At 69.9% G+C, this 23,876-nt stretch carries 16 protein-coding genes; 11 read left to right on the forward strand and 5 right to left on the reverse strand.

The window, feature by feature from the left end:
• Nucleotides 1-85 precede the first annotated feature (85 nt).
• The 4 genes from ACH4RG_RS10770 to eccE form a co-directional block, all read right to left on the reverse strand.
• Nucleotides 86-3,223: an SCO5717 family growth-regulating ATPase gene (locus ACH4RG_RS10770; protein ID WP_398539366.1), complete on the reverse strand. Its 3,138-nt coding sequence runs from the start codon at nucleotides 3,221-3,223 to the stop codon at nucleotides 86-88.
• Nucleotides 3,224-3,658: 435 nt separating this feature from the next.
• Nucleotides 3,659-3,892, reverse strand: coding sequence for a DUF397 domain-containing protein (locus ACH4RG_RS10775; RefSeq protein WP_228923244.1), 234 nt, complete (start codon nucleotides 3,890-3,892; stop codon nucleotides 3,659-3,661).
• 86 nt (nucleotides 3,893-3,978) lie between these two features.
• On the reverse strand, nucleotides 3,979-4,689 hold the full coding sequence (locus ACH4RG_RS10780; protein WP_047179113.1) for a hypothetical protein: 711 nt from the start codon (nucleotides 4,687-4,689) through the stop codon (nucleotides 3,979-3,981).
• Nucleotides 4,686-6,041: a type VII secretion protein EccE gene (gene eccE / locus ACH4RG_RS10785; RefSeq protein WP_397928654.1), complete on the reverse strand. Its 1,356-nt coding sequence runs from the start codon at nucleotides 6,039-6,041 to the stop codon at nucleotides 4,686-4,688. Before eccE ends, ACH4RG_RS10780 begins: the two co-directional genes overlap by 4 nt.
• A 183-nt stretch (nucleotides 6,042-6,224) precedes the next feature.
• Between eccE and eccB the strand changes: the two genes are divergently transcribed.
• The 7 genes from eccB (at nucleotide 6,225) to ACH4RG_RS10820 (ending at nucleotide 13,390) form a co-directional block, all read left to right on the forward strand.
• Nucleotides 6,225-7,751, forward strand: a complete 1,527-nt coding sequence (gene eccB, locus ACH4RG_RS10790; protein WP_398539367.1) for a type VII secretion protein EccB — start codon at nucleotides 6,225-6,227, stop codon at nucleotides 7,749-7,751.
• 13 nt (nucleotides 7,752-7,764) lie between these two features.
• The gene (gene mycP, locus ACH4RG_RS10795) at nucleotides 7,765-9,027 is read left to right on the forward strand and encodes a type VII secretion-associated serine protease mycosin (protein ID WP_397923824.1); all 1,263 of its coding nucleotides are present in this window, start codon (nucleotides 7,765-7,767) and stop codon (nucleotides 9,025-9,027) included.
• A 172-nt stretch (nucleotides 9,028-9,199) separates the two neighbouring features.
• Nucleotides 9,200-9,682 (forward strand): hypothetical protein, encoded by a 483-nt coding sequence (locus ACH4RG_RS10800; RefSeq protein WP_398539368.1) that lies wholly within the window; start codon nucleotides 9,200-9,202, stop codon nucleotides 9,680-9,682.
• Entirely contained in the window at nucleotides 9,679-11,349 is a 1,671-nt protein-coding gene (locus ACH4RG_RS10805; protein WP_398539369.1) for a hypothetical protein, read from the forward strand. The genes ACH4RG_RS10800 and ACH4RG_RS10805 overlap by 4 nt, the downstream gene beginning before the upstream one ends.
• Nucleotides 11,350-11,377: 28 nt before the next feature.
• Nucleotides 11,378-12,622 (forward strand): S8 family serine peptidase, encoded by a 1,245-nt coding sequence (locus ACH4RG_RS10810; RefSeq protein WP_398539370.1) that lies wholly within the window; start codon nucleotides 11,378-11,380, stop codon nucleotides 12,620-12,622.
• An 81-nt stretch (nucleotides 12,623-12,703) separates the two neighbouring features.
• Nucleotides 12,704-13,057: a WXG100 family type VII secretion target gene (locus ACH4RG_RS10815; protein ID WP_397923816.1), complete on the forward strand. Its 354-nt coding sequence runs from the start codon at nucleotides 12,704-12,706 to the stop codon at nucleotides 13,055-13,057.
• A 36-nt stretch (nucleotides 13,058-13,093) separates the two neighbouring features.
• Nucleotides 13,094-13,390: a WXG100 family type VII secretion target gene (locus tag ACH4RG_RS10820; RefSeq protein WP_274033898.1), complete on the forward strand. Its 297-nt coding sequence runs from the start codon at nucleotides 13,094-13,096 to the stop codon at nucleotides 13,388-13,390.
• A 247-nt stretch (nucleotides 13,391-13,637) separates the two neighbouring features.
• Here the strand turns inward: ACH4RG_RS10820 and eccCa are convergent, their stop codons facing one another.
• Nucleotides 13,638-17,606 carry a type VII secretion protein EccCa gene (gene eccCa, locus ACH4RG_RS10825; RefSeq protein WP_397923814.1) on the reverse strand — a complete coding sequence of 1,323 codons (3,969 nt, stop codon included), beginning with the start codon at nucleotides 17,604-17,606 and terminating at the stop codon, nucleotides 13,638-13,640.
• A 283-nt stretch (nucleotides 17,607-17,889) separates the two neighbouring features.
• Here eccCa and eccD point away from each other — a divergent pair, with 283 nt between their 5' ends.
• From eccD to ACH4RG_RS10845, 4 genes are all read left to right on the forward strand, one after another.
• A complete protein-coding gene (gene eccD / locus ACH4RG_RS10830) occupies nucleotides 17,890-19,392 on the forward strand; it encodes a type VII secretion integral membrane protein EccD (RefSeq protein WP_397928962.1) in 1,503 nt (500 codons plus the stop codon).
• A 265-nt stretch (nucleotides 19,393-19,657) separates the two neighbouring features.
• Complete coding sequence (gene rpsO, locus ACH4RG_RS10835) at nucleotides 19,658-19,948, forward strand: 30S ribosomal protein S15 (protein ID WP_003965855.1); 291 nt, start codon at nucleotides 19,658-19,660, stop codon at nucleotides 19,946-19,948.
• Between the two features lie 338 nt (nucleotides 19,949-20,286).
• On the forward strand, nucleotides 20,287-22,500 hold the full coding sequence (locus ACH4RG_RS10840; RefSeq protein ID WP_397924299.1) for a polyribonucleotide nucleotidyltransferase: 2,214 nt from the start codon (nucleotides 20,287-20,289) through the stop codon (nucleotides 22,498-22,500).
• A complete protein-coding gene (locus ACH4RG_RS10845; protein WP_398539371.1) occupies nucleotides 22,497-23,876 on the forward strand; it encodes a M16 family metallopeptidase in 1,380 nt (459 codons plus the stop codon). Before ACH4RG_RS10840 ends, ACH4RG_RS10845 begins: the two co-directional genes overlap by 4 nt.

The following is a 23,876-nucleotide window of genomic DNA, read 5'->3' on the forward strand; positions in this document are numbered from 1 at the left end:
GGGCTGCGGGAATAGCGGAAGGACCCGCACCGCGCGAGCGGTACGGGTCCTTCTCCGGCCCTCATTGGTCTCAACCACTTCGGCCCTACTGCTGAGGCGCCACCGGCGGTTGCGGAGGCGTCTGCTGCCAGCCGGCGGGAGGCACCGGGCCCTGCAACTCGGGCTGGCCTGCCGGGTTGGCGTGCTCACCCTGCTGCTCCGGCTGCGCCTGCTGCGGCGCACCGGCCCCGGGCGTACCCGGCGCGGCCTGCGGGGGAGGAACCTGGCTCCACCCGTTCTGCGGTCCCCCCGGCGCCCCCTGCGGGGCGTAGGGGCCACCCGGCTGACCTGCCGCCTGATATCCCCCGTACGGCGGCTGTCCACCGTAGGGCTGCTGGGCGTACGGCTGCTGGTGCCCCGGCTGCGCCTGTCCGGCCTGCTGTCCCGGCTGCCCCTGCTGTCCCTGCTGGGGGTGCCCGGGGTACTGCGGCTGCTGCTGCTGCGGGAAGGGCTGGCCGGGGCCGGGCTGCTGCGGGGCGTACGGCTGCTGGCCAGGGATCTGCTGCCCCGGGACCTGGTGACCGGGAGCGTGCTGACCGGGAGCGTGACCGGGTACGCCCGGCTGTCCCGGCATGGGCTGTCCCGGCGCCGGGTAGCCCGGCTGGCCGGGCATCGGCGGGGCGAACTGCGGCGGCGGGTTCTGGCCGTCCCCCGTCCACAGCCCCTGCTGCTGCTGGGCCCGTGCGAAGTCCTCGGCCACCAGCGCCGAGAGGTGGAAGTACGCCTCACGTGTCTTGGGCCGCATCATGTCGAGGTCGACCTCGGCGCCCGCCGCCAGGTGCTCGTCGAACGGCACGACGACGACTCCGCGGCAACGCGTCTCGAAGTGCTGGACGATGTCGTCCACCTTGATCATCTTTCCGGTCTCGCGGACGCCGGAGATGACGGTGAGCGAACGCTGCACCAGGTCGGCGTAGCCGTGCGCCGAGAGCCAGTCCAGCGTCGTCGACGCGCTGGACGCGCCGTCGACCGAGGGCGTCGAGATGATGATCAGCTGGTCGGCGAGGTCGAGCACCCCGCGCATCGCGCTGTAGAGCAGCCCGGTGCCCGAGTCGGTGAGGATGATCGGGTACTGCTTGCCGAGCACCTCGATCGCGCGCCGGTAGTCCTCGTCGTTGAAGGTCGTGGAGACCGCCGGGTCCACGTCGTTGGCGATGATCTCCAGACCGGAGGGCGCCTGCGAGGTGAACCGCCGGATGTCCATGTACGAGTTGAGGTACGGGATCGCCTGGACCAGGTCGCGGATGGTGGCCCCGGTCTCGCGGCGCACCCGTCGGCCCAGCGTGCCGGCGTCCGGGTTGGCGTCGATGGCGAGGATCTTGTCCTGCCGCTCGGTGGCCAGCGTCGAACCCAGCGCCGTCGTCGTGGTGGTCTTGCCGACACCGCCCTTGAGGCTGATGACGGCGATCCGGTAGCAGGAGAGCACCGGGGTGCGGATCAGCTCCAGCTTGCGCAGCCGCTCGGCCTCCTCCTTCTTGCCGCCCAGCTTGAACCGGGAGGCGGCGGAGGGGTTGCGGCTGCTCTTGGCCTTCTGCTTGCCCCGCACCAGCCGGTCGGAGGAGAGCTCGACGGCCGCCGTGTACCCGAGCGGGGCGCCGGGTACCGACCGCTCGCGCTGGTCGTGCGCGACCGGGGTGGGCCAGGCTCCGCCCGTACGCGGGTCGACAGGCGGTTGTTGCTGCTGAGGCGGCTGGGGCTGGGCGGCCCGGGGCTGCTGTCCGTAGGCCTCCGGCTGCTGCGGGGCGGCGGGGGCGGGGAGGTTGGGGGTGCCCTGCGCCGGGAAGGGCGCGTGCGGCTGCGGCTGCGGCTGCGGCGCGTTGGCCGCTTGCCCCGGCTGACCGGGGTGGCCCGGCTGGCCCAAGTGGCCGGGCTGCGGGAAGCCGTACCCGTTCTGCGGCGGGAAGCCGTACCCGCCCGCGCCCTGGGGGGCTTGCGGGTTCGCCTGAGGCGGCAGCGGTGCTCCGGGGCCGTGCTGACCGTGCTGACCGGGGAACGGTTGTTGCTGGTGCGGCTGCTGGGGAGCCGGGGGCGCTTGCGGCGGCTGGCCCGTCTGCGGGAAGCCGTAACCGCCGGGCGCCTCGTTCGCCGGGGCGGAGCCGGGCCACTGCGCCGCGGGCTGCGGCGCGGAGGGCGCCGGAGCGGCCGGCTGGAAGGTGGGCGGCAACGGCGGCAGCGCGCCCCCCTGGGCGGGCGGCGACCACGGTACCGGTGCGGCGGCGGCCTGCGCGTCGGCGACGGGCGGCGGTCCGTCCTGGGGCGCGGCGTCCTGGAGACCCGCGTCCTGCGACACGACGTCCTGCGCGCCTGCGCCTGCGCCCGCGTTCGTCACGGCATCGGGGGCGGGTACGCCGTCGGGGCCCAGGGCCCCGACGGCGCCGGCTCCGGCCGTGCCGCCGTCCTCGGGATCCGTGGAGCCCGCGTCCGTACGGGAGGCGGTCCCGGAGTCCGTGCCGGCGAGCGAGGGAAGGGCGGAGGCGGCCGACTCGGAGGACGTGGAGGACGTGCCGGACGGGGAAGCGTCCTCGGAGCCCGAAGCGGAGACGGGAGCGTCGGGCTTCCCGTCGTCCGTCGTCGAACCGGCACCGGAAAGGCCCTCCGCGGCAGCCCCGGAACCCGTCCCTTCGGCGGGCCCGGCCGCGGCTTCCGCCTCGCGTTCCGCGATCTCCCGCTTGAGCGCGGCGGGCGAGAACCGCATCGTCGAGCCGCTCTCCACATCGCCGCCGCCGAACGGGCCGGCAGCCCCGTCGGCGCCGGCCGCAGGGGCAGCAGGGGCAGCAGCCGGAGTGTCCGGAGCTTGGGGGTACGGAGCCGGAGCGTCCGGAGCCCGGGTGTGCGGAGCGGGAGCGTGCGGCGTCTCCGGCACGGCGGGGGAGACCGGGGCCTCCGCAGCCGCGGGGACGGCCGGCTCGGCGGGTGCCGGTGGGGCGGGCGCCCAGTCGGGGTCGAAGCCGCCGGGCGTCGCCGACAGGTCGGGCGAGGACAGGGGCGCCCCGACCGGCGGGGGAGGCGGCGCCAGGTGAGAGCCCGCTCCTCCCGACGCGTCCCCCGCCGCGTTCTGCGTGTACCAGGCGGGAGGGGTGTAGTCGATGGTGAACTCACCCGTCATCTCGGCGGGATCCGCGTCGGACGACTCGTCGACGGGCATGTCCCATCCGCCGCGGATCTCGTCCCGATCGCCGTTCACTTTGCCTCCTGGTGTGGTCGAGCACCCTTGTGCCGTGGTGGGTGGGGGCGACCGTTCCCGATGTGCCGGTACGCCCGGCTCTCCCCCTTGCGACGCGCATCACCTGCTCGCAGGTTTCTTCTGCCGCGCCCCACCCACCCTAATCGCCATCCGGCGAACTCAGGCAGGGCGTGGGGCACGGCGAACCCCGCCCCACGGGCCAGGTGTCACACCCCGGTGAACGACGTGCGAAGGAAAGGGGGCGACGAGACGGTCAATCCGTGCCATACGCGTACAGGGTGAAACGGGGAAGCTCACGTCGGCGGCCATCCTTCGGGGCGCTTCGCGCCTCCGCGAGACCGGAATCGCACGAGACCGGACCCGCGTGACGCCGAGCTGTGCGACGCCGACCCGTGCAGTGCCGACCCGTGCAACGCCTGACCCGTGGGAGGGAACCTATGTGAGGTCGAACTCCCCGTCGCGAGCGCCCAGGACGAACGCCGTCCACTCCGCCTCCGTGTACCGCAGCACGGTGGCCGGGTCCAGTGAGGAGCGCATGGCGACGGCGCCGCCCGGCAGATGCGCGATCTCGACCCGCTCCTCCGCCTCCTCCGTGCCGGGCGCGCTGAGCCACGTCACATCCGAGATGTCGAGAGCGTAGAGCTCGTCCTTTTCCTGCTGGGTGCCCATGACGGCGTCCCTTCGATCGAACGGATTCGGTGCGTGGTCCATGTTCCCCGGAGGAAGGGGTGTTCGTGGGCAGAACGGTGCAGGAATCAGTCCATCCGGCGAGCTGTGCCCAGCAGTCCCGTCTCGGCGTCTGTCGGGTTCGTCATCACCCAATGGTGTTCGCGCCCCGCCACCCAGAGGGTGACACCGTCCGCCAGGGTGGGCAGCGCCTCGTACTCGGCGCGCGCCAACCCAAGGATCCGGCCGATCTGCTCGGCCTCGCCGGGCGAGACCCGTTGGATGCCCACCAGCGCGGACGACCGCATCAACCGCGGTGCGACAGGGCTCAGATAAGGAAGCAGCGTCAGCACGGACTGCCACGGTGAGGACACCACCCGGCCGCGGGGCGGTCGCATGCCGCAGTCCCGCACGACGACCACAGGGCTGCCCACCGTCGCTCCCGTCGGCGGAACACGGCCCACGTCGTAAAGGGAGACACACTCGAGACCGGCGCCCGCCGCCTGGGCGAGCGTGGTCCAGGCCTGGACACGACCGGTCTCGACCGCCACCCGGGCACCGGTTCCCGCCGCCCGCAACGCCAGGACCTGTGCCGTCCACAGCCCGCCGATCAGCGTGACGTCGTACGGCACCGGACGGTGGAAGCCGATCAGCTGCGGCTTGTTGTTCGCGTCGTTGCCGATGATCACGCCGTCGTCACCGACCGGCAGGGACAACGCACCCAGGTGGTCCGCGGCCACGGTGTGACCCGCATGACGGGGGCCGCGCAGCCCGCGCCGGGGCTCGGTCCGGTTGCTCACTGTGCGCCTCCCAGCGGGAGCGTGGCCAGGATGCCCGGCAACTGCTCGCGGTCCAGTCGTGCCAGCCCCACCTTGGCGTGCCGGGCCGCCTGCTCCAACGTCCTTCTCACACCGATCAGTTCGGTGTCCGAGCCACCGGTGACCCGCACATGCCCGGCCACGCTCGTAGAACCCTGGCGCACCCCGCGGCGCACCGTCAGGCTGAACGTCGTCGCGTAGGCCGGCACCGAGGTCAGCAGCGCGACCAACTGCGGCAGCGGCGTCGCGCCCCGGCCCAGCTCGGGCCAGCGGTCCACCGCGTACGTGGTGTGCCAACGGTCGTCGCACCGCCAGACCCGGGACGTCTCCATCGTGCGCCGCTGAGGAGCGGCGTCCGGCCGGCCCGCCCGCCCCGACAGGATGGGATTGGCGCACGCGGAGGTCGCCACGGCGGAGTTCAACTCGTCCTGGTCCAGCACAGCGGCCTGGAATCCGGCGCCCGTGACCCGGCTCGCCACATGGTCCGCGACCCGCACCAGGCAGCGCTGCGCACCCTCCAGCCCGCCGCCGCGCGCCTCGATGGCCTCACGGCACAGCTCGGGATCCAGCTTCACCGCCACCCACGTCATCCGCAGGGCGGGCGCACCGGTCTGGTCCTGCAACGGAGCGTAACTGAGCCGGGCCACCGACTGCTGCGGCAGATGAGGGGCCGGCGCGCACCGCACCTGCTGCACCAACTGCGCCGACTCCAGCACGATGTCGTCGACCTGGAGGGCGTCGCCCAGCAGTGACAGCGGGAGCGACCGGGCGCCGAACGCGGGCCTCAGCGACTCGCCGCTCGCCTCCACCCGCACCACGGCCGTCAGGAACGTACCGTCGCCGAGCATGCCGACCGTCCGGTGAGCCCGGTCCACATACACCTGCGGGCCGAAACCGGGCACGTTCTCGGCGACCGGCGCGAGCATCGGCTCCGCGTCCGAGGGCGGCGTGGCCGCGGACCGGCGCCGGGCCCGGAGCCCCAGCGCGCTCGACACCCAGTCCTGGAGCGCGCGGCCCCGCCGGCGTACCACCGCGAGAGCGACCAGCAGACAGAGCACCACGAGCGACGGGATCAGCCAGACACCACCGAGCGCCGCGCCCACGGCGGCGATCACGAGGCCCACCTCGACGATCACCAACTGCCGCAGCACGGGGCGCACCCGGTCGGTCCGCGAGATCGAACGCAGCGTCGTCGCGGCGGGGGCGTTCGCACCGGGGGTGCCGGAGGGCTGGGCGGGAGGCGTCGCGGGCGACTCGTTGCTACGTTGCCTCCGGGAAGCCCCGGAGGTTCGACGGCCGGCCCGCCCGGTACGCTCGCGCGTAGCTGAACCCATCGCCGCGTTGCCCCCTCGTGTCCGTATTCACCGCTTTTTACACGGGTGTTGATCGGGTCGTCACCCTACCTGAGCACAGGGAGCGGGACCCCAGCAGGCATAGTAGGGGCGCGGTACGGCAGCGGGGGCCGACGGTGCGTGCGGGACCCTGTTCGATCACTGGGGAGAAGGGTCAGCGGACACATGGCATCACGGCGGGATGAGCTCAACGCCTATACCTTTGCGAAGCGGAGGTTGATCGCACAGTTCCTGCAACCCAACCCCACCGGTTCCGAGGAAGGCGCCCCCAAAGCGCTGCGCGCGGTACTTCCCGGCGCGATCGTCGCCGTCGTGGTACTCGCCGTTTTCGGCGCCTGGGGCATGTTCAAGCCGGTGGCCCCCCAGAAGTGGAACGTCGCCAAGGAACACGTCATCATCGCCAGCAAATCCACCACCCGGTACGTGGTGCTGGAGACCGACGGCAAGAAGCAGTTGCACCCCGTCCTGAACATGGCCTCCGCCAAGCTCCTGCTCGCCCCGGACAAGGGCACCGTCGTCAACGTCAACGAGTCGGTGCTGGACAGCGGCAAGATCCCGCACGGTGCGACGCTCGGCATCCCGTACGCCCCCGACCGGCTGCCCGACGCCGAGGAAGCGGGTGCGGCCAAGCGCTGGGCGGTCTGCGAACGGCCCGGCGAGGGCGGCAGGGCCATCCAGAAGGCGACCTTCATCTTCGCCGAGCGCGAGGAGAAGAAGACCGAGGGCAAGAACGCCCTGCGGGGCGGTGAGCTGATGTACGTAGAGGGCCCGGACCGGGCCCGTTACATCGTGGACGCCGCCGGCAAGGCCTACCCCGTCCAGAAGGACGAACTGCTCCTGCGCACCTTGGTCGACCAGAACCCCAAGCCCCAGCGGGTCTCGGCCGCCTGGCTCGCCACGCTCCACACCGGGGACCCGATCACCTTCCCGACCGTGGACGGCATCCCCGGGTCCCCCGCGGGAGCCCCCGGCACGCTCGACGACCGGACGAACCGGGTCGGCATGGTCCTGACCGCCACGGCGGGAACCAAGACCCAGAGTTACGTCGTCCTGCCGGGCAGGGTCGCCCCCGTCTCGGACTTCACAGCCAAGCTCCTGCTCAGCAGTCGGCAGCTGGTGGACCTCAAGCAGGCGGGCAACGCCAAACCGGTCAGCGCGGCCGAACTCGAACCGGGCGCCCCCTTCAACCAGAAGAGGGACTGGCCGGTCAGCAAGCCCGAGCCCGTCAACTCCCCTGACGTCAAGAAGGGCAGCCGGAACACCGTGTGCAACGTACTGCGCGGCGTCGACGCGGACAGCGGTGCCACCACGCTGAGCACCTGGGCGGGCACGAGCTTCCCCGCGACGCTCCCCACCGGCTCCAGCAGCGCCTACGTCACGCCGGGATCGGGCGAGTTCTTCCGCCAGTTCAAGGGCTCCTCGACCAGCGCCGGATTCCTGTTCCTGGTCACCGACACCGGCCTGCGCTACGCGATGCAGTCCAACAGCGACAGCGGCCAGGGTGACTCCGGCATCGGCGCATCCGGCTCGAAGAAGGAGCGGGAGTCCCAGCAGGAGGAGGCGCAGCAGGCGCAGAACCGGCTGGGCTACAAGAGCGTCGACCCCAACCCCGTACCGGCGGTCTGGTCCGCCCTCCTGCCGACCGGCCCCCGGCTCTCCACCGGCGCGGCCAGCCAGCCGCAGGGTTCGTGAGCGGGGCACGGACATGGCGATCCACGACCACGACCTCCACGGGCCGGCCCGCCGCCTGCTCATCGCCACGGCGGCGGCGGCCGTCCTCGTCGTCACCCTGCCGGCGCTCCCGGCGGCCGCGGACGACTCGACCCAGTGCACGTTCCCCTCGAAGAACTACCCGGGCCGGCCCTGGGCGTTGCAGCGCGTCCTGTTGGACGAGGTGTGGAAGCAGTCCACCGGCAAGGGCGTACGCGTAGCGGTCATCGACACCGGAGTCGACGTCAGGAACAAACAGCTCAAGCCTGCCGTGGACACCCGGGCGGGCCGCAACTTCCTGCCGAAGGGCCTCAAGAACGAAGACGGAACGAAGATCGAACGCGGCAAGGAGAACGGCACCACGGACACCGTGGGCCACGGCACCAAGGTCGCCGGCATCATCGCCGCGCGCGAGATGAAGGGCACAGGCTTCAGCGGCCTGGCCCCCGACGCGACCATCATCCCGATCCAGCAGAACGACGCCGAGGGCCACGGAACGGCCGACAGCCTCGCCCGAGCGATCCAGTACGCCGTCAACGACGCGGACGCGGACATCATCAACATCTCCCAGGACACCGCCGACGCCGTGAAGCCGTCCGCGGAACTGCGGCAGGCCGTGGACAACGCTCTCGCCCGGGACGTCGTGGTCGTCGCCTCGGCCGGCAACGACGGGCTCGGCGGCAACGTCAAGGAGACCTACCCGGCGTCCTTCAAGGGCGTACTCGCCGTCGCCTCCTCGGACCGGAACAACGAAAGGGCGGCCTTCTCGCAGTCCGGCGACTTCGTCGGCATCGCCGCCCCGGGGGTGGACATGGTCTCCACGGTCCCCGGCGGCGGACACTGCGCCGACAACGGAACCAGTTTCTCCGCCCCGTACGTCGCGGGGGTCGCCGCCCTGATCAAGGCGAAGCACCCCGACTGGACGCAGCAGCAGATCGTCGCGCAGATGCAGCAGACGGCGGAACGCTCGGTCGCGGGCCACGACATCCTGGTCGGCTGGGGCGTGGTCGACCCGGTTCGCGCCCTCACCGAGGACGACAAGCCGATCGACCGCCCGGTCGCGAGCGAAGGGATGAGCAAGGGCAAAGCCCCCACTCCCGCCGAACTCCATCTGGGCGAAACGGCCGACGAGCGGAACGCGCGCCTGGCGACGTACGTCATGGTCGGCGGTGGCGCCCTGGTCGCGGCCATCGCGGGTACGGCTGTGGCGGTGAGGGACAAGCGGAGACGCCCGGGGCGCGTGGCGGGCGAGGCATGACGACGGGAACGGCGAAGAACGGTGAAGGAGAGCGAAGAGTCGGTCATGAGACAAGTCACGTGACTCCCAAGTCGATTGGCGCTGTCGTACACAGTGACTAGAGTTGTCGGGATGAGATCGGATCGGATCGCGTCAGTGCGATAGCAACGCGGGACGATCCGAGCAAACGGGGATGCGGAACGGGGAGGACGGCATTGTGACCGATCCAGGTGGCGGTGGCGGTACGGGTGACCTCAGGCGCGGAGTGGGTGCGCTGGAGAAGTTCAAGAGTCGTGTAGACGCCCTGCTGGCGGACTTCGAGGGCTCGGCGGCCAGCAAGACGAAGGTCGCCGACCAGAAGGTCTCGCGGGCCTCACTGAGCGGCCCGAACGCACGCTTCGCCGAGGCGGACGGCCTCTACACCCAGTACAACCGGGTCCACTCCTCCCTCGTCTCGCTCTCCAAGTCTCTCGGCGACCAGATCGAGTACCTGAGCCTGGGCGTGCACGCGGCGGCCGTCGGCTTCGACAACGTCGAGGACGACATCAGGCGGCGGTTCTACGAGATCCAGAACCGGATGGACGCGGAGCGCGAGAAGCACGCGAAGTCCGAGCAGGCGAAGCCTGAACAGACCAACAATGACCAGCAGTCGGACTCCGGGTGGGCAGCGGAATGAGCGACGAGAAGCAGCCGAACCTGACTCCGGCCGAGCAGCACCAGCAGGACGAGGGACGGGTCCAGACCCAGATCGTCGTCACGGACATGACCGAGACGGTCGGCCGGGTCATGGCATCCTTCGGTTTCGGCAACCCTCGCACCGGAGGCCGTACCTCCTTCGAGGGACACGAGCTCAACGCCATCATCGACCTGGTGGAGACCTCCAACCCGGAACATCTGGAGAGCGCGGGGGAGGCCCTCTGGAAGGCCAGAGACGCCATCCGGCGCGCGGCGAAGGAACTGAAGGACCACCTCAAGGGGGTCGACTGGCAGGGTGAGTCCGGCACGGCCTTCCGAGCCTTCGGTACGGGCCTGGTCGCCCACGCCGAGAAACTGGGCGACTTCGCGGACGCGGCCGGCACCCAGATCACGGTCGCGGGTACCGGCCTGGCGTCGGTGAAGAGCGCCATGCCGCCGCGCGACAGCCGGCTGGTCCGTAAGATGCCGGACGACATCGAGTTCCCGGCCCGGATCGAGGCCAACCCAGAGTACGAGGCCGCCGTCAAGGTGGAGAAGAACCGCCAGGAGGCCATCAACCAGGTCAACCGGCTGGCGTCGTACTACTCGGTCTCCGAGGAGGTGCTGGCGGGGCAGGAGCCGCCGCGGTTCGGGAAGAACCTCGATATCGAAATGCCGAGGCCGTACAAGGACCCCATCGAAGGGCCCTCGTCCCGGACTCCCAGCGTTGGCTCCGAGGCTCTCGGCAGAAGTGCAGGTTCAGACTCTTCAGGCCGCACCGTAGCGGGGGACTCTACTTCAGTAGCTGCAGCCGACTGGTCACAGGCTGAGGCCCTCAGCTCAGCGCCCTTGGCAGACAGGGGAACGGCTACGGAAATCAACAGCGTCGCGCCTCCCAAGGCTCCGCCGGCGGTCGCCAGCCCGCCACCGCTACCGTCTCCCACGCCGACGACGGGTCCGCCCGTGATGCCGCCGACGGCAGTGCCGCCGCCTCCCCTCATGACCACCAGGCAGGGAAACCCGTCGCGTACGGCAGGGCCTTTGACGCAACGGACGGTGAACCAGACCGGCCTGGGTGTGGGCAAGGCTCAGCCCACAGGGGGAGGTCCCGTAGCCAAGGGACCTGGCGGGTCCCCGGTCGGTCGCCCCACTGCCATGGGGGGTGGTGGGGGACCGTCCACCGGCCGTCCGCCGGTCGGCCCGCAGTCGCCGATTACCGGTCGTTCCACTGCGACAGGCGGACGACCGGCTACCGGCCAGGGCGGTGCGTCCACAGTCGGCGCACCTGGCGCGGGAAGCAGGAATGGCATCGTCGGTGGAACTCCTCAGAACGCGCCTCAGGGCAGAGCCGTTGCCGGAGCTTCCGGCCAGCGAGGAGTGATTGGAGGGCGTGGAGCAGCAGCTGCCACTTCCCGCCCTGGCGGTCGTCCCGGTCAGGCTTCGGGCGCGAACGGAGTCGTGGGCGCTCCCCGCACGGCCGCCTCCGCTGGCTCGAACGCCAAGGGCTTCACATCTGGCGGGACAGGCCTCGTACGTGGTCCTGCCGGTAGGCAGAAATCCGGCCGGGATGACGATGACAACGGTTCGCCCCGTCCCGACTACCTGACGGAAGACGAAGAGACGTGGAATGCCGGGCGGCGCGGGGCCGTGCCGCCGGTGGTCGAGTAGCAGCCCCAGGGAAGGTGCGGAAGCCGGTATGACAGCAGGAATGGGCCGAGCTCAGAGGCGCGTGCGTGTGCTCGGCGCGCTGGCTGTGGCCGCTTCGTGGAGTGTGGTGTTCGTCGGTGCGGCGCAACCTGCCGCAGCCGACACACAGTCGAAGCAGTGGTACCTCAGCGCGATGCAGGCTGAGGACATGTGGAAGGTCACGACCGGGGAAGGCGTCAAAGTCGCTGTTATCGACACGGGTGTGAACCCGTCCACGCCATCGCTGCAGGGACAAGTACTCAAGGGCGTCGACGTAACCGGGGCACCGGGCGAGGAAACCGACGACTACCACGGTCATGGCACAACGATGGCCGAGCTGATCGCCGGGACAGGCGAGGGAGGCGGCTTGAAGGGTCTTGCCCCGGGAGCCAAGATCATCCCTGTGCGAATGAGCGATGGCGACTTCATGAAGAAGAACTCCACCATCTTCAGTGACACTGCGAAAGCTATTCGAGCCGCGGCCGAAACTGATGCGCAGATCATCAGCATGTCGTTCGGTAGTGACCGCTACCTGGATTCGAATCGTGAAGCGGTCAAATATGCCGAAAGTAAAGGTAAGTTGTTCCTTGCTTCCGTCGGAAACGAGGGGCATGAGTCGAACACGCGAGTATATCCGGCCTCGTACCCCGAGGTAGTGGGTGTGGCCTCGGCGGATCGCAAGGGGAAGGTCTCCTACTATTCGCAGCACTCGGGTTCTGTAGACGTTGCTTCCCCTGGGAGCGACGTTCCCGGGTGGTGCGACAACTCCTTCAAGAGCTACTGCGACGGCGACGGCGGCACCAGCGCCGCCACCGCCATCGCCTCCGCCTCTGCCGCCCTCGTCTGGTCCCTCCACCCCGACTGGACCGCCAACCAGGTACTCAACGTCCTCTTCGACACGGCTGGCCGTGACTGGAAGAAGGGCGAGACCAGCAACTACCTCGGGCACGGTCTGATCCGCCCTTCGATGAACGTCCTCAAGGGCAAGGGCGACCCCGGCGACCCGGACATCAGCCCGCTCACCAAGGAGAGGACGACCGGCCCCGCCGACTCGTCCAAGCAGCCCGACGCCTCGACCTCCGCCTCGCCGCAGCCCGCCAAGAACGGCGCGGAGGGCGAGAAGCCCGTAGCGGCGGAAGAAGCCAAGTCCTCGGGGGACGAAAGCCAGTTGGGCCTGATCCTCGGAGTGGCCGCTGTTGTGGTCGTGCTCGGAGGAGTGGCCTACGCCGTGGTCCGCAGGCGTAAGGCCGCTTGACCGTACGTACCGCACGTACCGCAGGTACCGGCCGACGACCCATGCCGGCCTGGAAGAACCAACCGAAAGGGAAAGAGAACCATGGCAGATCAGAAGGTCTCAGATGCCGCACTCCTGAAGCTCGAGGGTGACCTCGGCATCAAGTTCGACTCGGTGAAGGGGCAGCTCCGGCAGCTCCACGCGACGATCGACAACCTCGAAGGCAAGTGGCAGGGCATCGGTGCCAACCACTTCAACCAGAAGCAGACCGAGATCAACAACCGCATGGTCAGCCTGGCCAAGCAGCTCGTCCGCTTCCAGGAGTCCATCAAGGCCGCCCGTACCATCTCGGGCGACAACGAGGACGAGATCCGGCAGGCCCTCGCGGGTGTGGACGTCGTCGACGGCCACAACACCAGCGCGAAGGAACAGTCCTCCAGCCTGAACAGCTTCTGACCCTTATCCCGTAACTCGAAAGCAGCGGAGGAACGCATGGGAACCAACGACGGTACGACGGTCGTCACTTACGCGAGCCTTGATCTCGCGGCCGGTGAGATCAAGAAGCAGGCGAAGCAGCTCGACATGGACCTCAAAGAGATCCAGGCCATGATCGCGAAGGTTTCGGAAGTGTGGGAGGGCGAGGCGAAGCAGGCCTACACCGCCGCCCAGAACAGGTGGAGGACCGACGCCGACGCCATCCGCGCCAACCTTGAGGAAATCGCCAACAAGGTAAGCGAGGCGTCGCCCATCTACCGCAGCGGTGACAAGCGGGCGGCAGCGAACTTCTAACAGAGTTCGAGAGCAGTAGCGAACTTCTGACGAAGTTCGACCCAGCACAAAAGCACCACAGACACAGACACAGACACAGACACAGCAATGCACTGCACATCAGGGTGGACACGCGCGGGAGGTGTCCACCCTGAGCTGTACCCCGAAGCCGAGCCGGGCCTGCTCAAGAGCGTCGGAGCGGAGGCGGGGGCGGGAAGCACGAACCATCCGTGCCTCCCGCCCCCGCCCCTGCCGCAGCGGCCCGCCGCTACCCCTCCATCAGCCCCGTCTGCACCAACGGGTTCCCCCGGCGCCGGGTGACGAAGATGCCCCGGCCCGCAGGCATCGGGCGCGGTCGTACGTTGCCGAGGATGTCGCCCTCGTTCGGGTCGCCCGACAGCATCACGCCCTGTGCGCCCAGCTCGATCATGCGCTGGAGGAAGGGCTCGTACAGGGCCCGGCTGGCCCCCGCCGTGTTGCGGGCGATGATGAAGCGGACGCCCACGTCGCGGGCGAACGGCAGCAGCTCCGTGATCGCCGAGAGCGGGTTGCCGCTCGACGTGGAGACCAGGTCGAAGTCGTCGATGACGACGTACACCGTGGGGCCCTGCCACCAGCTCTGGTCGCGCAGCTCCTGCGCCGTGACGTCGGCGGACGGTGTGCGGCGCTTCATCAGGTCGTGCAGCGCCGCCATGTGATGTTCCATGTTGTTGGACATCGGGATGTACTCCGCCAGGTGCGACCGCGGGGTCACATCGAGCAGCGAACGCCGGTTGTCGATGACGAAGAGCTTGCAGGAATCGCCGTCGTACCGCTCGGTCAGCTGCTTGATCAGCAACCTCAGCAGGTTGGACTTCCCGGACTCGCTCTCGCCGAACGCCAGGAAGAACGGATCCTGCTCGAAGTTCAAGAACACCGGCTCCAGGTTGTTCTCGTCGATGCCGAAGGCGACACCCCGCTCCGGTACCGCGTAGCCGGCCGGGAGCTCGCTCGCCGGCAGCGCGCGCGGCAGCAGACGCACCCCCGGGGCGGGCGCGGCCGTCCAGTGCCGGGCGACCTCCTGGTTCATCGCCGCGGTGGCCTCGGAGAGGTCGCTGTCGGAGTTGATGCTGTCGATCCGCGGCACCGCCGCCATGAAGTGCAGCTTCTCCGGGGTCAGGCCGCGGCCCGGCACCCCGGCGGGCACGTTGGCCGCCACCTTGCGGTCCAGTTCGGAGTCCATCACGTCGCCGAGCCGCAGCTCCAGGCGGTTCATGAGGTGGTCCTTGAGACTGGCCCGCACCTCCATGGAACGCGACGCCGTGACGATCAGGTGGATGCCGTAGCCCAGCCCGCGGGCCGCGATGTCCGTGGCGGCCGTCTCCAGCGCCTCGTAGTCCGTCCGGAAGCTGCCCCACCCGTCGATGACCAGGAACACGTCACCCCACGGCTGGTCCGTCACCGAGATGTCACCGCGCGCCCGCAGCCTGCGGAACGTGGCGATGGAGTCGATCCCGGCACTGCGGAAGTACTCCTCACGCCGCGCCATGATGCCGTACACCTCGGCGACCGTACGGCGTACCCGCTCCGGGTCGAGGCGGGACGCGACGCCGCCGACATGCGGCAGACCCGCGATCGAGGACATACCGCCACCACCGAAGTCGAGGCCGTAGAACTGGACCTCCTCCGGCGTGTGGGTGAGCGCGAAGCCGGCGATGAGCGTCCGCAGCAGCGTCGACTTCCCCGACTGCGGCCCTCCGGTGATCTGCATGTGTCCGGCGGCGCCGGAGAAGTCCCGGTAGAGGGTGTCGCGCCGTTGCTCGAACGGCTTGTCGATGACGCCCAGGGGCACGACCAGCCGGCCGGCTCCCTCGAAGCCGGGCTGCGTCAGCCCCCGGCCCTGCACCGGGGACAGTCCCGGAAGCAGCTCGTCCAGCGACGGCGGATTGTCCAGCGGCGGCAGCCACACCTGGTGGGCGGAGGCCCCGCGGCCCTCCAGACGGCGCACGATCACATCGAGCACCGTGTCCGCCAGCGCGTCGTCCTGCGTCGCACGCTGATCCGGTACGCCTCCGGGCTGCGCCGCCGGCTGGACGTACCGCACCGGAACGGGAGCGGCCGTGAACGGAACCGGCCTGCGGTCCACCGGAAGCGGCGCACCCGGCGCGGCGGCCCGGTGCGCGCCCGAGCGGTACACCCCGGAGACGTACGCGGCCTTGAACCGCACCATCTCCTCCGTACCGAACTTGAGCAGCCCGGAACCGGGCACGTTGGGCAGGTGGTAGGCGTCGGGCACACCGATCGCGGCCCGGGACTCGGCCGCCGAGAACGTCCGCAGACCCACCCGGTACGACAGATACGTCTCCAGACCGCGCAGCCGCCCCTCCTCCAGACGCTGCGAGGCCAGCAGCAGATGCACACCCAGCGAACGGCCGATACGGCCGATCTGGACGAACATCTCGATGAAGTCGGGTTTGGCGGTGAGGAGTTCGCTGAACTCGTCGATGACCAGGACGAGCGAGGGGATCGGCTGCAGCGGCGCACCGGCCGCGCGCGCCTTCTCGTAGTCGTGGATGTTGGCGTAGTTGCCCGCGTCGCGCAGCATCTCCTGCCGGCGGTTGAGCTCACCGCTGATGGAGTCACCCATGCGGTCGACCAGCGTCAGGTCGTCCGCGAGGTTGGTGATCACGGCCGCGACGTGGGGCATCTGCGCCATACCGGCGAAGGTCGCGCCGCCCTTGAAGTCGGCGAGAACGAAGTTGAGCGTCTCCGAGGTGTGGGTGACGGCGAGGCCGAGCACCAGCGTACGCAGCAGCTCCGACTTGCCGGAACCGGTGGCGCCGACGCACAGACCGTGCGGACCCATGCCCTCCTGGGCGGCCTCCTTGAGGTCCAGCATCACAGGCGCGCCGTCCTCGCCCACGCCGATCGGCACCCGCAGCCGCTCCGCCTGCGATCGCGGCCGCCAGGTCCGGCTGACCTCGATCGAGGCGGCGTCCCCCAGGTTCAGCAGATCGGTGAACTCCAGGTTGGCCAGCAGGGGTTCGTCGTCGTCCCCGCCGGTGGCCATGTGCAGCGGGGCCAGCTGGCGGGCGAGCGCCTCGGCGGCCTCGTAGCTCAGCAGGTCCGGCACCCCGTCGTAGACGAGCCCCTGGCCCGACTCCAGCTGCAACGACTTCGGCTGCACCACGATCGAGAGGCCCCCGCGGGACCCGGTGACCTCACCCGGCACCACTTCGATGACCGTCACGCCCTGAAGGCCCTCCGCCGAGGCGAGCACCGACATGGGGGGCACCGACTCGCCGTCCAGGACCACCACGACGTGCGGCTGCTCCACGAGCGGCTGACCGCCCGGCTGGAAGCGTGGCCTGCCCTCCAGGCGTCCCGCCAGCAGCTCCTCCAAGGCCAGGGCGCTGGTGGTGATGAGGCGTCGGCTCCCGGCTCCGTCCACGGGCCCGGAGGTCTGGGCGTGCGGGAGCCACTTCGCCCACTCCCACTGCGGCGCGGCCTCGGTGCCGGTCGCGACCGCGATCACCAGGTCCTGGGGGGAGTGCAGCGAGGCCAGCCCGCCGACCACGGCCCGCGCGGCGGAGCGCGCGGAATCCGCGTGGCCGCTGATCGTGAGGTGGTAGAACGCCCGCAACGAGACGGCCATGGGCAGACCGTCCAGCGTGGAGTGCGTCGCCAGGAACTGCTGCATCGCCCCCGCGGCCAGCGGCTCCAGTTCGTCCACGGGCGCCGTCTCGGGCGCGATGAGCGGCGTGGCCAGCTCCTGACTGCCCAGCCCGACGCGCACCTGCGCGAAGTCCGCGTCACCGGCACGCCGCTCCCACACCCGGCTGCCTTCGGCGACGAGCGCCCACAACTGCTCGGGAGAGGGGTGGAGATAGAACTGCGCGTCCCGCTGCTTGCGGGCCGTCTTCAGCACCGCGCGCCGGGTCTGCGTCAGGTACTTCAGGTAGTCGCGGCGCATGTCCGCCAGTTCGCCCTGAGTGCCGCGTCGGTACCGCACGAGCATCGCGATGGCCATGGCCAGCGTCGAGGCAATCATGATCATGCCCATGATGCGCATGATCGGGTTCGGCGTCATGAAGAAGAAGACGACGGAACCACCCATGCCCAGCATCGGCAGGAGCTGCATCAGCGCCCCCTCCTGCTGGCCCCGGGGGAGTTCCGGCGGAGGTTGCAACTGCACCTGCTCGACCGGCACTTCGGTGGGCAGGGCCCGCGGCGGGCGCTTGACGACGATCTGGCTCACAGCTCACCAATTCCCTTGCCGGACGGAAGTGTTCCTATCGGCGCCCCCGTGGCGACGGGCTCCATCCGCGGGAAGGATCCTACTGGCGAAGCGGCGGTCCCATGGCGGTAGGGTGTCGCGACGCGTGTACGCATCCGCTAACTGATCCGAGAAGACGGTCATTCGGGACGAGGGGTGCGATCCGTGGTCCCGGCGGTGTGATTGCCGGCAGAAGCGGACGCGACCCGGCGGAAGCGGCGCGGACAGCAGCAGGACAAGTCATTAGGGGGAGCAACAGGTGACCATGACGGCCCAAGCGGCAGCCACCGGATCCGGTCGGCAGAGTCACGGGACCCCGTCCGGCAGCGGAACCGGATTCTGCCGGGTCACGGTCGTCGCGCCCGACAGCCGGGTCGACGTGGCCCTGCCCGAGGACATCCCCGTAGCCGACCTGTATCCCGAGATCCTCCGGCTGTCCGGACAGAGCCCCGCTCCCGGCGCACCCGTCGGCTACCACCTGGTGCGCCGCGACGGCACCGTCCTGGACAGCGCCCGTACGCTCGCCGGCCACCGCATTCTCGACGGTGAGCTGCTGTCGATGCGGCCCTTCTCCGAATCACTGCCCCCCGCCGTCTTCGACGACGTGTCGGACGCCGTCGCCACCGCCGTGGCGAAGGACCGCACGCTCTGGGGCGACGCCCTCATGCGCGGAGCCGGCCTCTTCGGCGGTTCCGTCCTGCTGACGCTGCTCGGCTTCGTGCTGTGGACGGCCGATCCGCGCCACGACATGAACGGCCTGCCCGGAATTCTGGCGGCCGTCGTCGCCCTGCTCCTGCTCGCCTTCGCCTGTGTGCGTGCGCGGGTGTACGACGACCGTGCCTCGTCGATCGCGCTCGGCACCGGTGCCCTGGTGAACGCTGCGGTGGCCGGTTCCGGTCTGCTGCCGCTGAGCGCCGGGCAGGGCATCGGACGACTGCAGTTCCTGCTCGCCTGTGCGGCGGTCCTGGTCGTGGCGGTCATTCTGATGATCGTCGCGCCCGGCGGGGACGGGCCGTTCGTCGCGTTCGTCTTCGCGAGTGCTGTCGGCCTCCTGGTCACCTTCATCGCGATCCTGAGCGACATGAGGCCGATCGAGGCCGCCGCCGTATGCTCCCCGCTCGCCGTGGGGGCCCTCGCCTTCCTGCCGGGACTCTCCACCCGTTTCGCCCGGCTGCCCATCGGGTTCGAGCCGCCCCGCACCACGGTCGGCGACTACGGGACCTCCGAGCCCGCGGCCACGGGCCCGGTGGACGCCGTACGCCTCGCCGCCCAGGCGCGGCGCGGCCATGAACTGCTCCTCGGCCTGGTCGGCGGCTGCGCCCTGGTCGCCGTGGCCGCCGCCGCGGTGCTGGGATTCTCGAACAACGTCTGGGGTCAGCTGCTCGCCCTGGCCACCGGTGTCGCCATGCTGATGCGCGCCCATCTGTTCCGCTACACGGCCCAGGTCGGCTGCGCGCTCGCCGCGGGCCTCGGCTCCCTCGTCCTGCTGGGCCTGGGGCTCTCCCTCAACCCGCCGGTCGCCCTGGTGCGCGACGCGCTGCGGGGTGACGGCGCCGCACTCGACATCCGTACGGTGTGGCTCGCCGCCGCGGTCGCGGGCGTCGCCGTCCTGATCACCGCGATCGGCCTGATCGTGCCGCGCAAGGGGGTGACCCCGTTCTGGGGACGCTTCCTGGAGATCGCCGAGACGGTCGTCCTGCTGACCCTGCTCCCGCTCTGCCTCGCGGTCTTCGACGTCTACCACTCGATCCGCGCCCTCACCAGCTGATCACCAGAAGGCGCCGAAGGGCACCGAATGATCACCGGGGGGCGCCGGCCGGTCAGCGGCGGGCGGGCGCCGGCCGAGCAGCGGCTGACCAGCGGTGAGGCGTGACCTGAATGGCTGGTACTCTGTCCAGTGGCCGTTTGTGTACGCGTCCTCGGATCATCCTGGGGGCTGCGCTCATCGGACCTTCGCCTCCGAGTCACGGAAGCTCCCCTGAGATCAAGACCAGGGGCACTCGTGGGCGCTTCGAACATACAGAGGAGTACGCGTGCCGCTCGACGCCGCTACGAAGAAGCAGATCATGTCCGAGTTCGCCCAGAAGGAGGGTGACACCGGATCCCCCGAGGTCCAGGTCGCCATGCTCTCCCGCCGGATCTCGGACCTGACGGAGCACCTCAAGACGCACAAGCACGACCACCACTCCCGTCGTGGTCTGCTGATCCTGGTCGGCCAGCGTCGCCGCCTCCTGCAGTACCTGGCCAAGAAGGACATCCAGCGCTTCCGTGCGCTCGTCGACCGCCTCGGCATCCGCCGTGGCGCGGCCGGCGGCGCCAAGTAAGGACGCTGTGGGAAGGGAGCGGTTCCCGCGCTTGAGGGGACCGCTCCCTTTGCCGTACGTGCACGACCGGTGTCAAGCTCAGTAACCTGGGTGCAGTGACACCCGCTCGCCCGAGAACGCATCAGCGGGAACGCGCGAGCGAAAAGCGCAAGAACGCAGAAACGCAAGACCGAGGGAGAGGCGCGACGACGCCGCCGCCGGTCCTCGGTAGTGGCCCCCGGGAACATGCCCGGGAGCTTCGATCGAAGACCGGCCCGCATCCACGGTGCGCCTCTCCCGCACCGTCCCCCGCCACACGGGCGTGAGGACGAAAGACGACGAGTATGGAGAAATCACTAGTGGAGAACGAGACCCACTACGCCGAGGCCGTTATCGACAACGGAACCTTCGGCACCCGCACCATCCGCTTCGAGACGGGCCGCCTGGCCAAGCAGGCCGCAGGCTCCGCCGTCGCGTATCTGGACGACGACACCATGGTGCTGTCGGCCACCACCGCGTCCAAGCGGCCCAAGGACAACCTCGACTTCTTCCCCCTCACGGTGGACGTCGAGGAGCGCCAGTACGCGGCCGGCAAGATCCCCGGCTCCTTCTTCCGCCGTGAGGGCCGGCCCTCCGAGGACGCGATCCTCACCTGCCGCCTGATCGACCGGCCGCTGCGCCCCTCCTTCAAGAAGGGGCTGCGCAACGAGATCCAGATCGTCGAGACGATCATGGCGCTCAACCCTGACCACCTGTACGACGTTGTCGCGATCAACGCCGCCTCCTGCTCCACCATTCTGGCGGGCCTGCCCTTCTCCGGCCCGATCGGCGCCACCCGCGTCGCCCTGATCAAGGGCCAGTGGGTCGCGTTCCCGACGCACACCGAGCTCGAGGACGCCGTCTTCGACATGGTCGTCGCCGGTCGCGTCCTGGAGGACGGCGACGTCGCGATCATGATGGTCGAGGCCGAGGCCACCGAGAAGACCATCCAGCTCGTCAAGGACGGCGCCGAGGCTCCCACCGAGGAGATCGTCGCCGCCGGTCTGGACGCCGCGAAGCCCTTCATCAAGGCGCTCTGCAAGGCCCAGTCGGACCTGGCCTCCAAGGCCGCCAAGCCGGTCGGCGAGTTCCCGGTCTTCCTGGACTACCAGGACGACGTCTTCGAGGCGCTCTCCAAGGCCGTGACCTCCGACCTGACGCGGGCGCTCACCATCGCCGGCAAGCAGGACCGCGAGGCCGAGCTGGACCGTGTCAAGGAGATCGCCGCGGAGAAGCTTCTGCCGGCGTTCGAGGGCCGCGAGAAGGAGATCTCCGCCGCATACCGCTCGCTGACCAAGAAGCTGGTCCGCGAGCGCGTCATCAAGGACAAGGTCCGCATCGACGGCCGTGGCGTGACGGACATCCGTACGCTCGCCGCCGAGGTCGAGGCCATCCCGCGCGTGCACGGCTCGGCGCTGTTCGAGCGTGGCGAGACCCAGATCCTGGGCGTCACCACCCTCAACATGCTCCGTATGGAGCAGCAGCTGGACACCCTCTCCCCGGTGACCCGCAAGCGCTACATGCACAACTACAACTTCCCGCCGTACTCCGTCGGCGAGACCGGCCGCGTGGGCTCGCCCAAGCGCCGCGAGATCGGCCACGGAGCGCTCGCCGAGCGCGCCATCGTGCCGGTCCTCCCCTCGCGCGAGGAGTTCCCCTACGCGATCCGCCAGGTCTCCGAGGCGCTGGGCTCCAACGGCTCGACGTCCATGGGCTCGGTCTGCGCCTCCACCATGTCGCTGCTGAACGCCGGTGTGCCCCTCAAGGCCGCCGTCGCCGGTATCGCCATGGGCCTGATCTCGCAGGAGATCGACGGCAAGACCCACTACGTCGCCCTCACCGACATCCTCGGTGCGGAGGACGCCTTCGGCGACATGGACTTCAAGGTCGCCGGCACGAAGCAGTTCGTGACCGCGCTCCAGCTCGACACCAAGCTCGACGGCATCCCCGCCTCGGTCCTGGCCGCCGCGCTGAAGCAGGCCCGTGACGCACGTCTGCACATCCTGGACGTCATGAACGAGGCCATCGACGTTCCGGACGAGATGTCCCCGAACGCCCCCCGGATCATCACCGTCAAGATCCCGGTGGACAAGATCGGTGAGGTCATCGGCCCCAAGGGCAAGATGATCAACCAGATCCAGGAGGACACCGGCGCCGACATCACGATCGAGGACGACGGCACCATCTACATCGGTGCCCAGCAGGGTTCGCAGGCCGAGGCCGCCCGCGCCACGATCAACGCGATCGCCAACCCGACGATGCCGGAGGTCGGCGAGCGCTACCTGGGTACGGTCGTCAAGACCACCACCTTCGGTGCGTTCGTCTCGCTGATGCCGGGCAAGGACGGTCTGCTGCACATCTCGCAGATCCGCAAGCTCGCCGGTGGCAAGCGCGTGGAGAACGTCGAGGACGTGCTCGCCGTCGGCGCCAAGGTCCAGGTCGAGATCGCCGAGATCGACTCCCGCGGCAAGCTCTCCCTGATCCCGGTCGTCGAGGGTGAAGAGGACGAGAAGAAGGACGACGCCGACAAGTGACGTCCCGTAGTTCCGCGACGACGGCCCGCACCTCCTCGGAGGCGCGGGCCGTCGCCCGTACCCAAACGCTTCTCAAGGGCAAGGACGGCATCGGCACCGTCCGCCGGACCGTCCTCCCCGGCGGTCTGCGGATCGTCACCGAGACCCTGCCCTCCGTCCGGTCCGCCACCTTCGGCATCTGGGCCAACGTCGGTTCCCGCGACGAGACGCCCACGCTGAACGGCGCGACCCACTACCTCGAACACCTCCTCTTCAAGGGCACCGCCCAGCGCACCGCCCTCGACATCTCCTCCGCGATCGACGCGGTCGGCGGGGAGATGAACGCCTTCACGGCGAAGGAGTACACCTGCTACTACGCGCGGGTCCTGGACACCGACCTGCCGCTGGCCATCGACGTCGTCTGCGACATGCTGACCGGCTCGCTGATCGCTCCCGAGGACGTCGACGCCGAGCGCGGCGTCATCCTCGAAGAGATCGCGATGACCGAGGACGACCCGGGCGACTGCGTGCACGACCTGTTCGCGCACACCATGCTCGGCGACACCCCCCTCGGCCGCCCCGTCCTCGGCACCGTCGACACGATCAACGCGCTGAACCGCGGCCAGATCGCCCGCTTCTACAAGAAGCACTACGACCCCACGCACCTGGTCGTCGCCGCCGCCGGCAACGTCGACCACGCCACGGTCGTACGACAGGTCCGCAGGGCCTTCGAGAAGGCCGGCGCCCTCACCCGTACGGACGCCGTCCCCATGGCGCCCCGCGAGGGCTCCCGCACCCTGCGCACCGCCGGCGAGGTCGAGCTGCTGAACCGCAAGACCGAGCAGGCCCACGTGGTCCTCGGCATGCCCGGCCTCGCCCGCACCGACGAGCGCCGCTGGGCGCTCGGCGTCCTCAACACCGCCCTCGGCGGCGGCATGAGCTCCCGCCTCTTCCAGGAGGTACGGGAGAAGCGCGGCCTGGCCTACAGCGTGTACTCGTACACCTCGGGCTTCGCCGACTGCGGCCTTTTCGGGGTGTACGCGGGCTGTCGGCCCAGCCAGGTCCACGACGTCCTGAAGATCTGCCGCGACGAACTGGACCGGGTGGCCACGCACGGTCTGGACGACGACGAGGTCGCCCGCGCGATCGGCCAGCTCTCCGGGTCCACCGTCCTCGGCCTGGAGGACACCGGCGCGCTGATGAACCGTATCGGCAAGAGCGAGCTGTGCTGGGGCGAGCAGATGTCCGTCGACGACATGCTCGCGCGCATCGCGGAGGTCACCCCCGACGACGTACGGGAGGTGGCGGGCGAGCTCCTCACCCGACGCCCCTCGCTCTCGGTCATCGGCCCGCTCAAGGACAAGCAGGCGGACCGCCTCCACGAAGCGGTCTCCTAA

It is taken from the genome of Streptomyces sp. NPDC021019 (assembly GCF_044333295.1).
Lineage (GTDB): Bacteria > Actinomycetota > Actinomycetes > Streptomycetales > Streptomycetaceae > Streptomyces.

Bases quoted from the DNA above. Each gene is read 5' to 3' on its own strand.
- eccE (WP_397928654.1), bottom strand. From the start codon at position 6,041: ATGGGTTCAGCTACGCGCGAGCGTACCGGGCGGGCCGGCCGTCGAACC.
- ACH4RG_RS10800 (WP_398539368.1), top strand. From the start codon at position 9,200: ATGCGGAACGGGGAGGACGGCATTGTGACCGATCCAGGTGGCGGTGGC.
- eccD (WP_397928962.1), top strand. From the start codon at position 17,890: ATGACGGCCCAAGCGGCAGCCACCGGATCCGGTCGGCAGAGTCACGGG.
- ACH4RG_RS10805 (WP_398539369.1), top strand. From the start codon at position 9,679: ATGAGCGACGAGAAGCAGCCGAACCTGACTCCGGCCGAGCAGCACCAG.
- ACH4RG_RS10775 (WP_228923244.1), bottom strand. From the start codon at position 3,892: ATGGGCACCCAGCAGGAAAAGGACGAGCTCTACGCTCTCGACATCTCG.
- ACH4RG_RS10810 (WP_398539370.1), top strand. From the start codon at position 11,378: ATGACAGCAGGAATGGGCCGAGCTCAGAGGCGCGTGCGTGTGCTCGGC.
- eccB (WP_398539367.1), top strand. From the start codon at position 6,225: ATGGCATCACGGCGGGATGAGCTCAACGCCTATACCTTTGCGAAGCGG.
- mycP (WP_397923824.1), top strand. From the start codon at position 7,765: ATGGCGATCCACGACCACGACCTCCACGGGCCGGCCCGCCGCCTGCTC.
- ACH4RG_RS10820 (WP_274033898.1), top strand. From the start codon at position 13,094: ATGGGAACCAACGACGGTACGACGGTCGTCACTTACGCGAGCCTTGAT.
- ACH4RG_RS10815 (WP_397923816.1), top strand. From the start codon at position 12,704: ATGGCAGATCAGAAGGTCTCAGATGCCGCACTCCTGAAGCTCGAGGGT.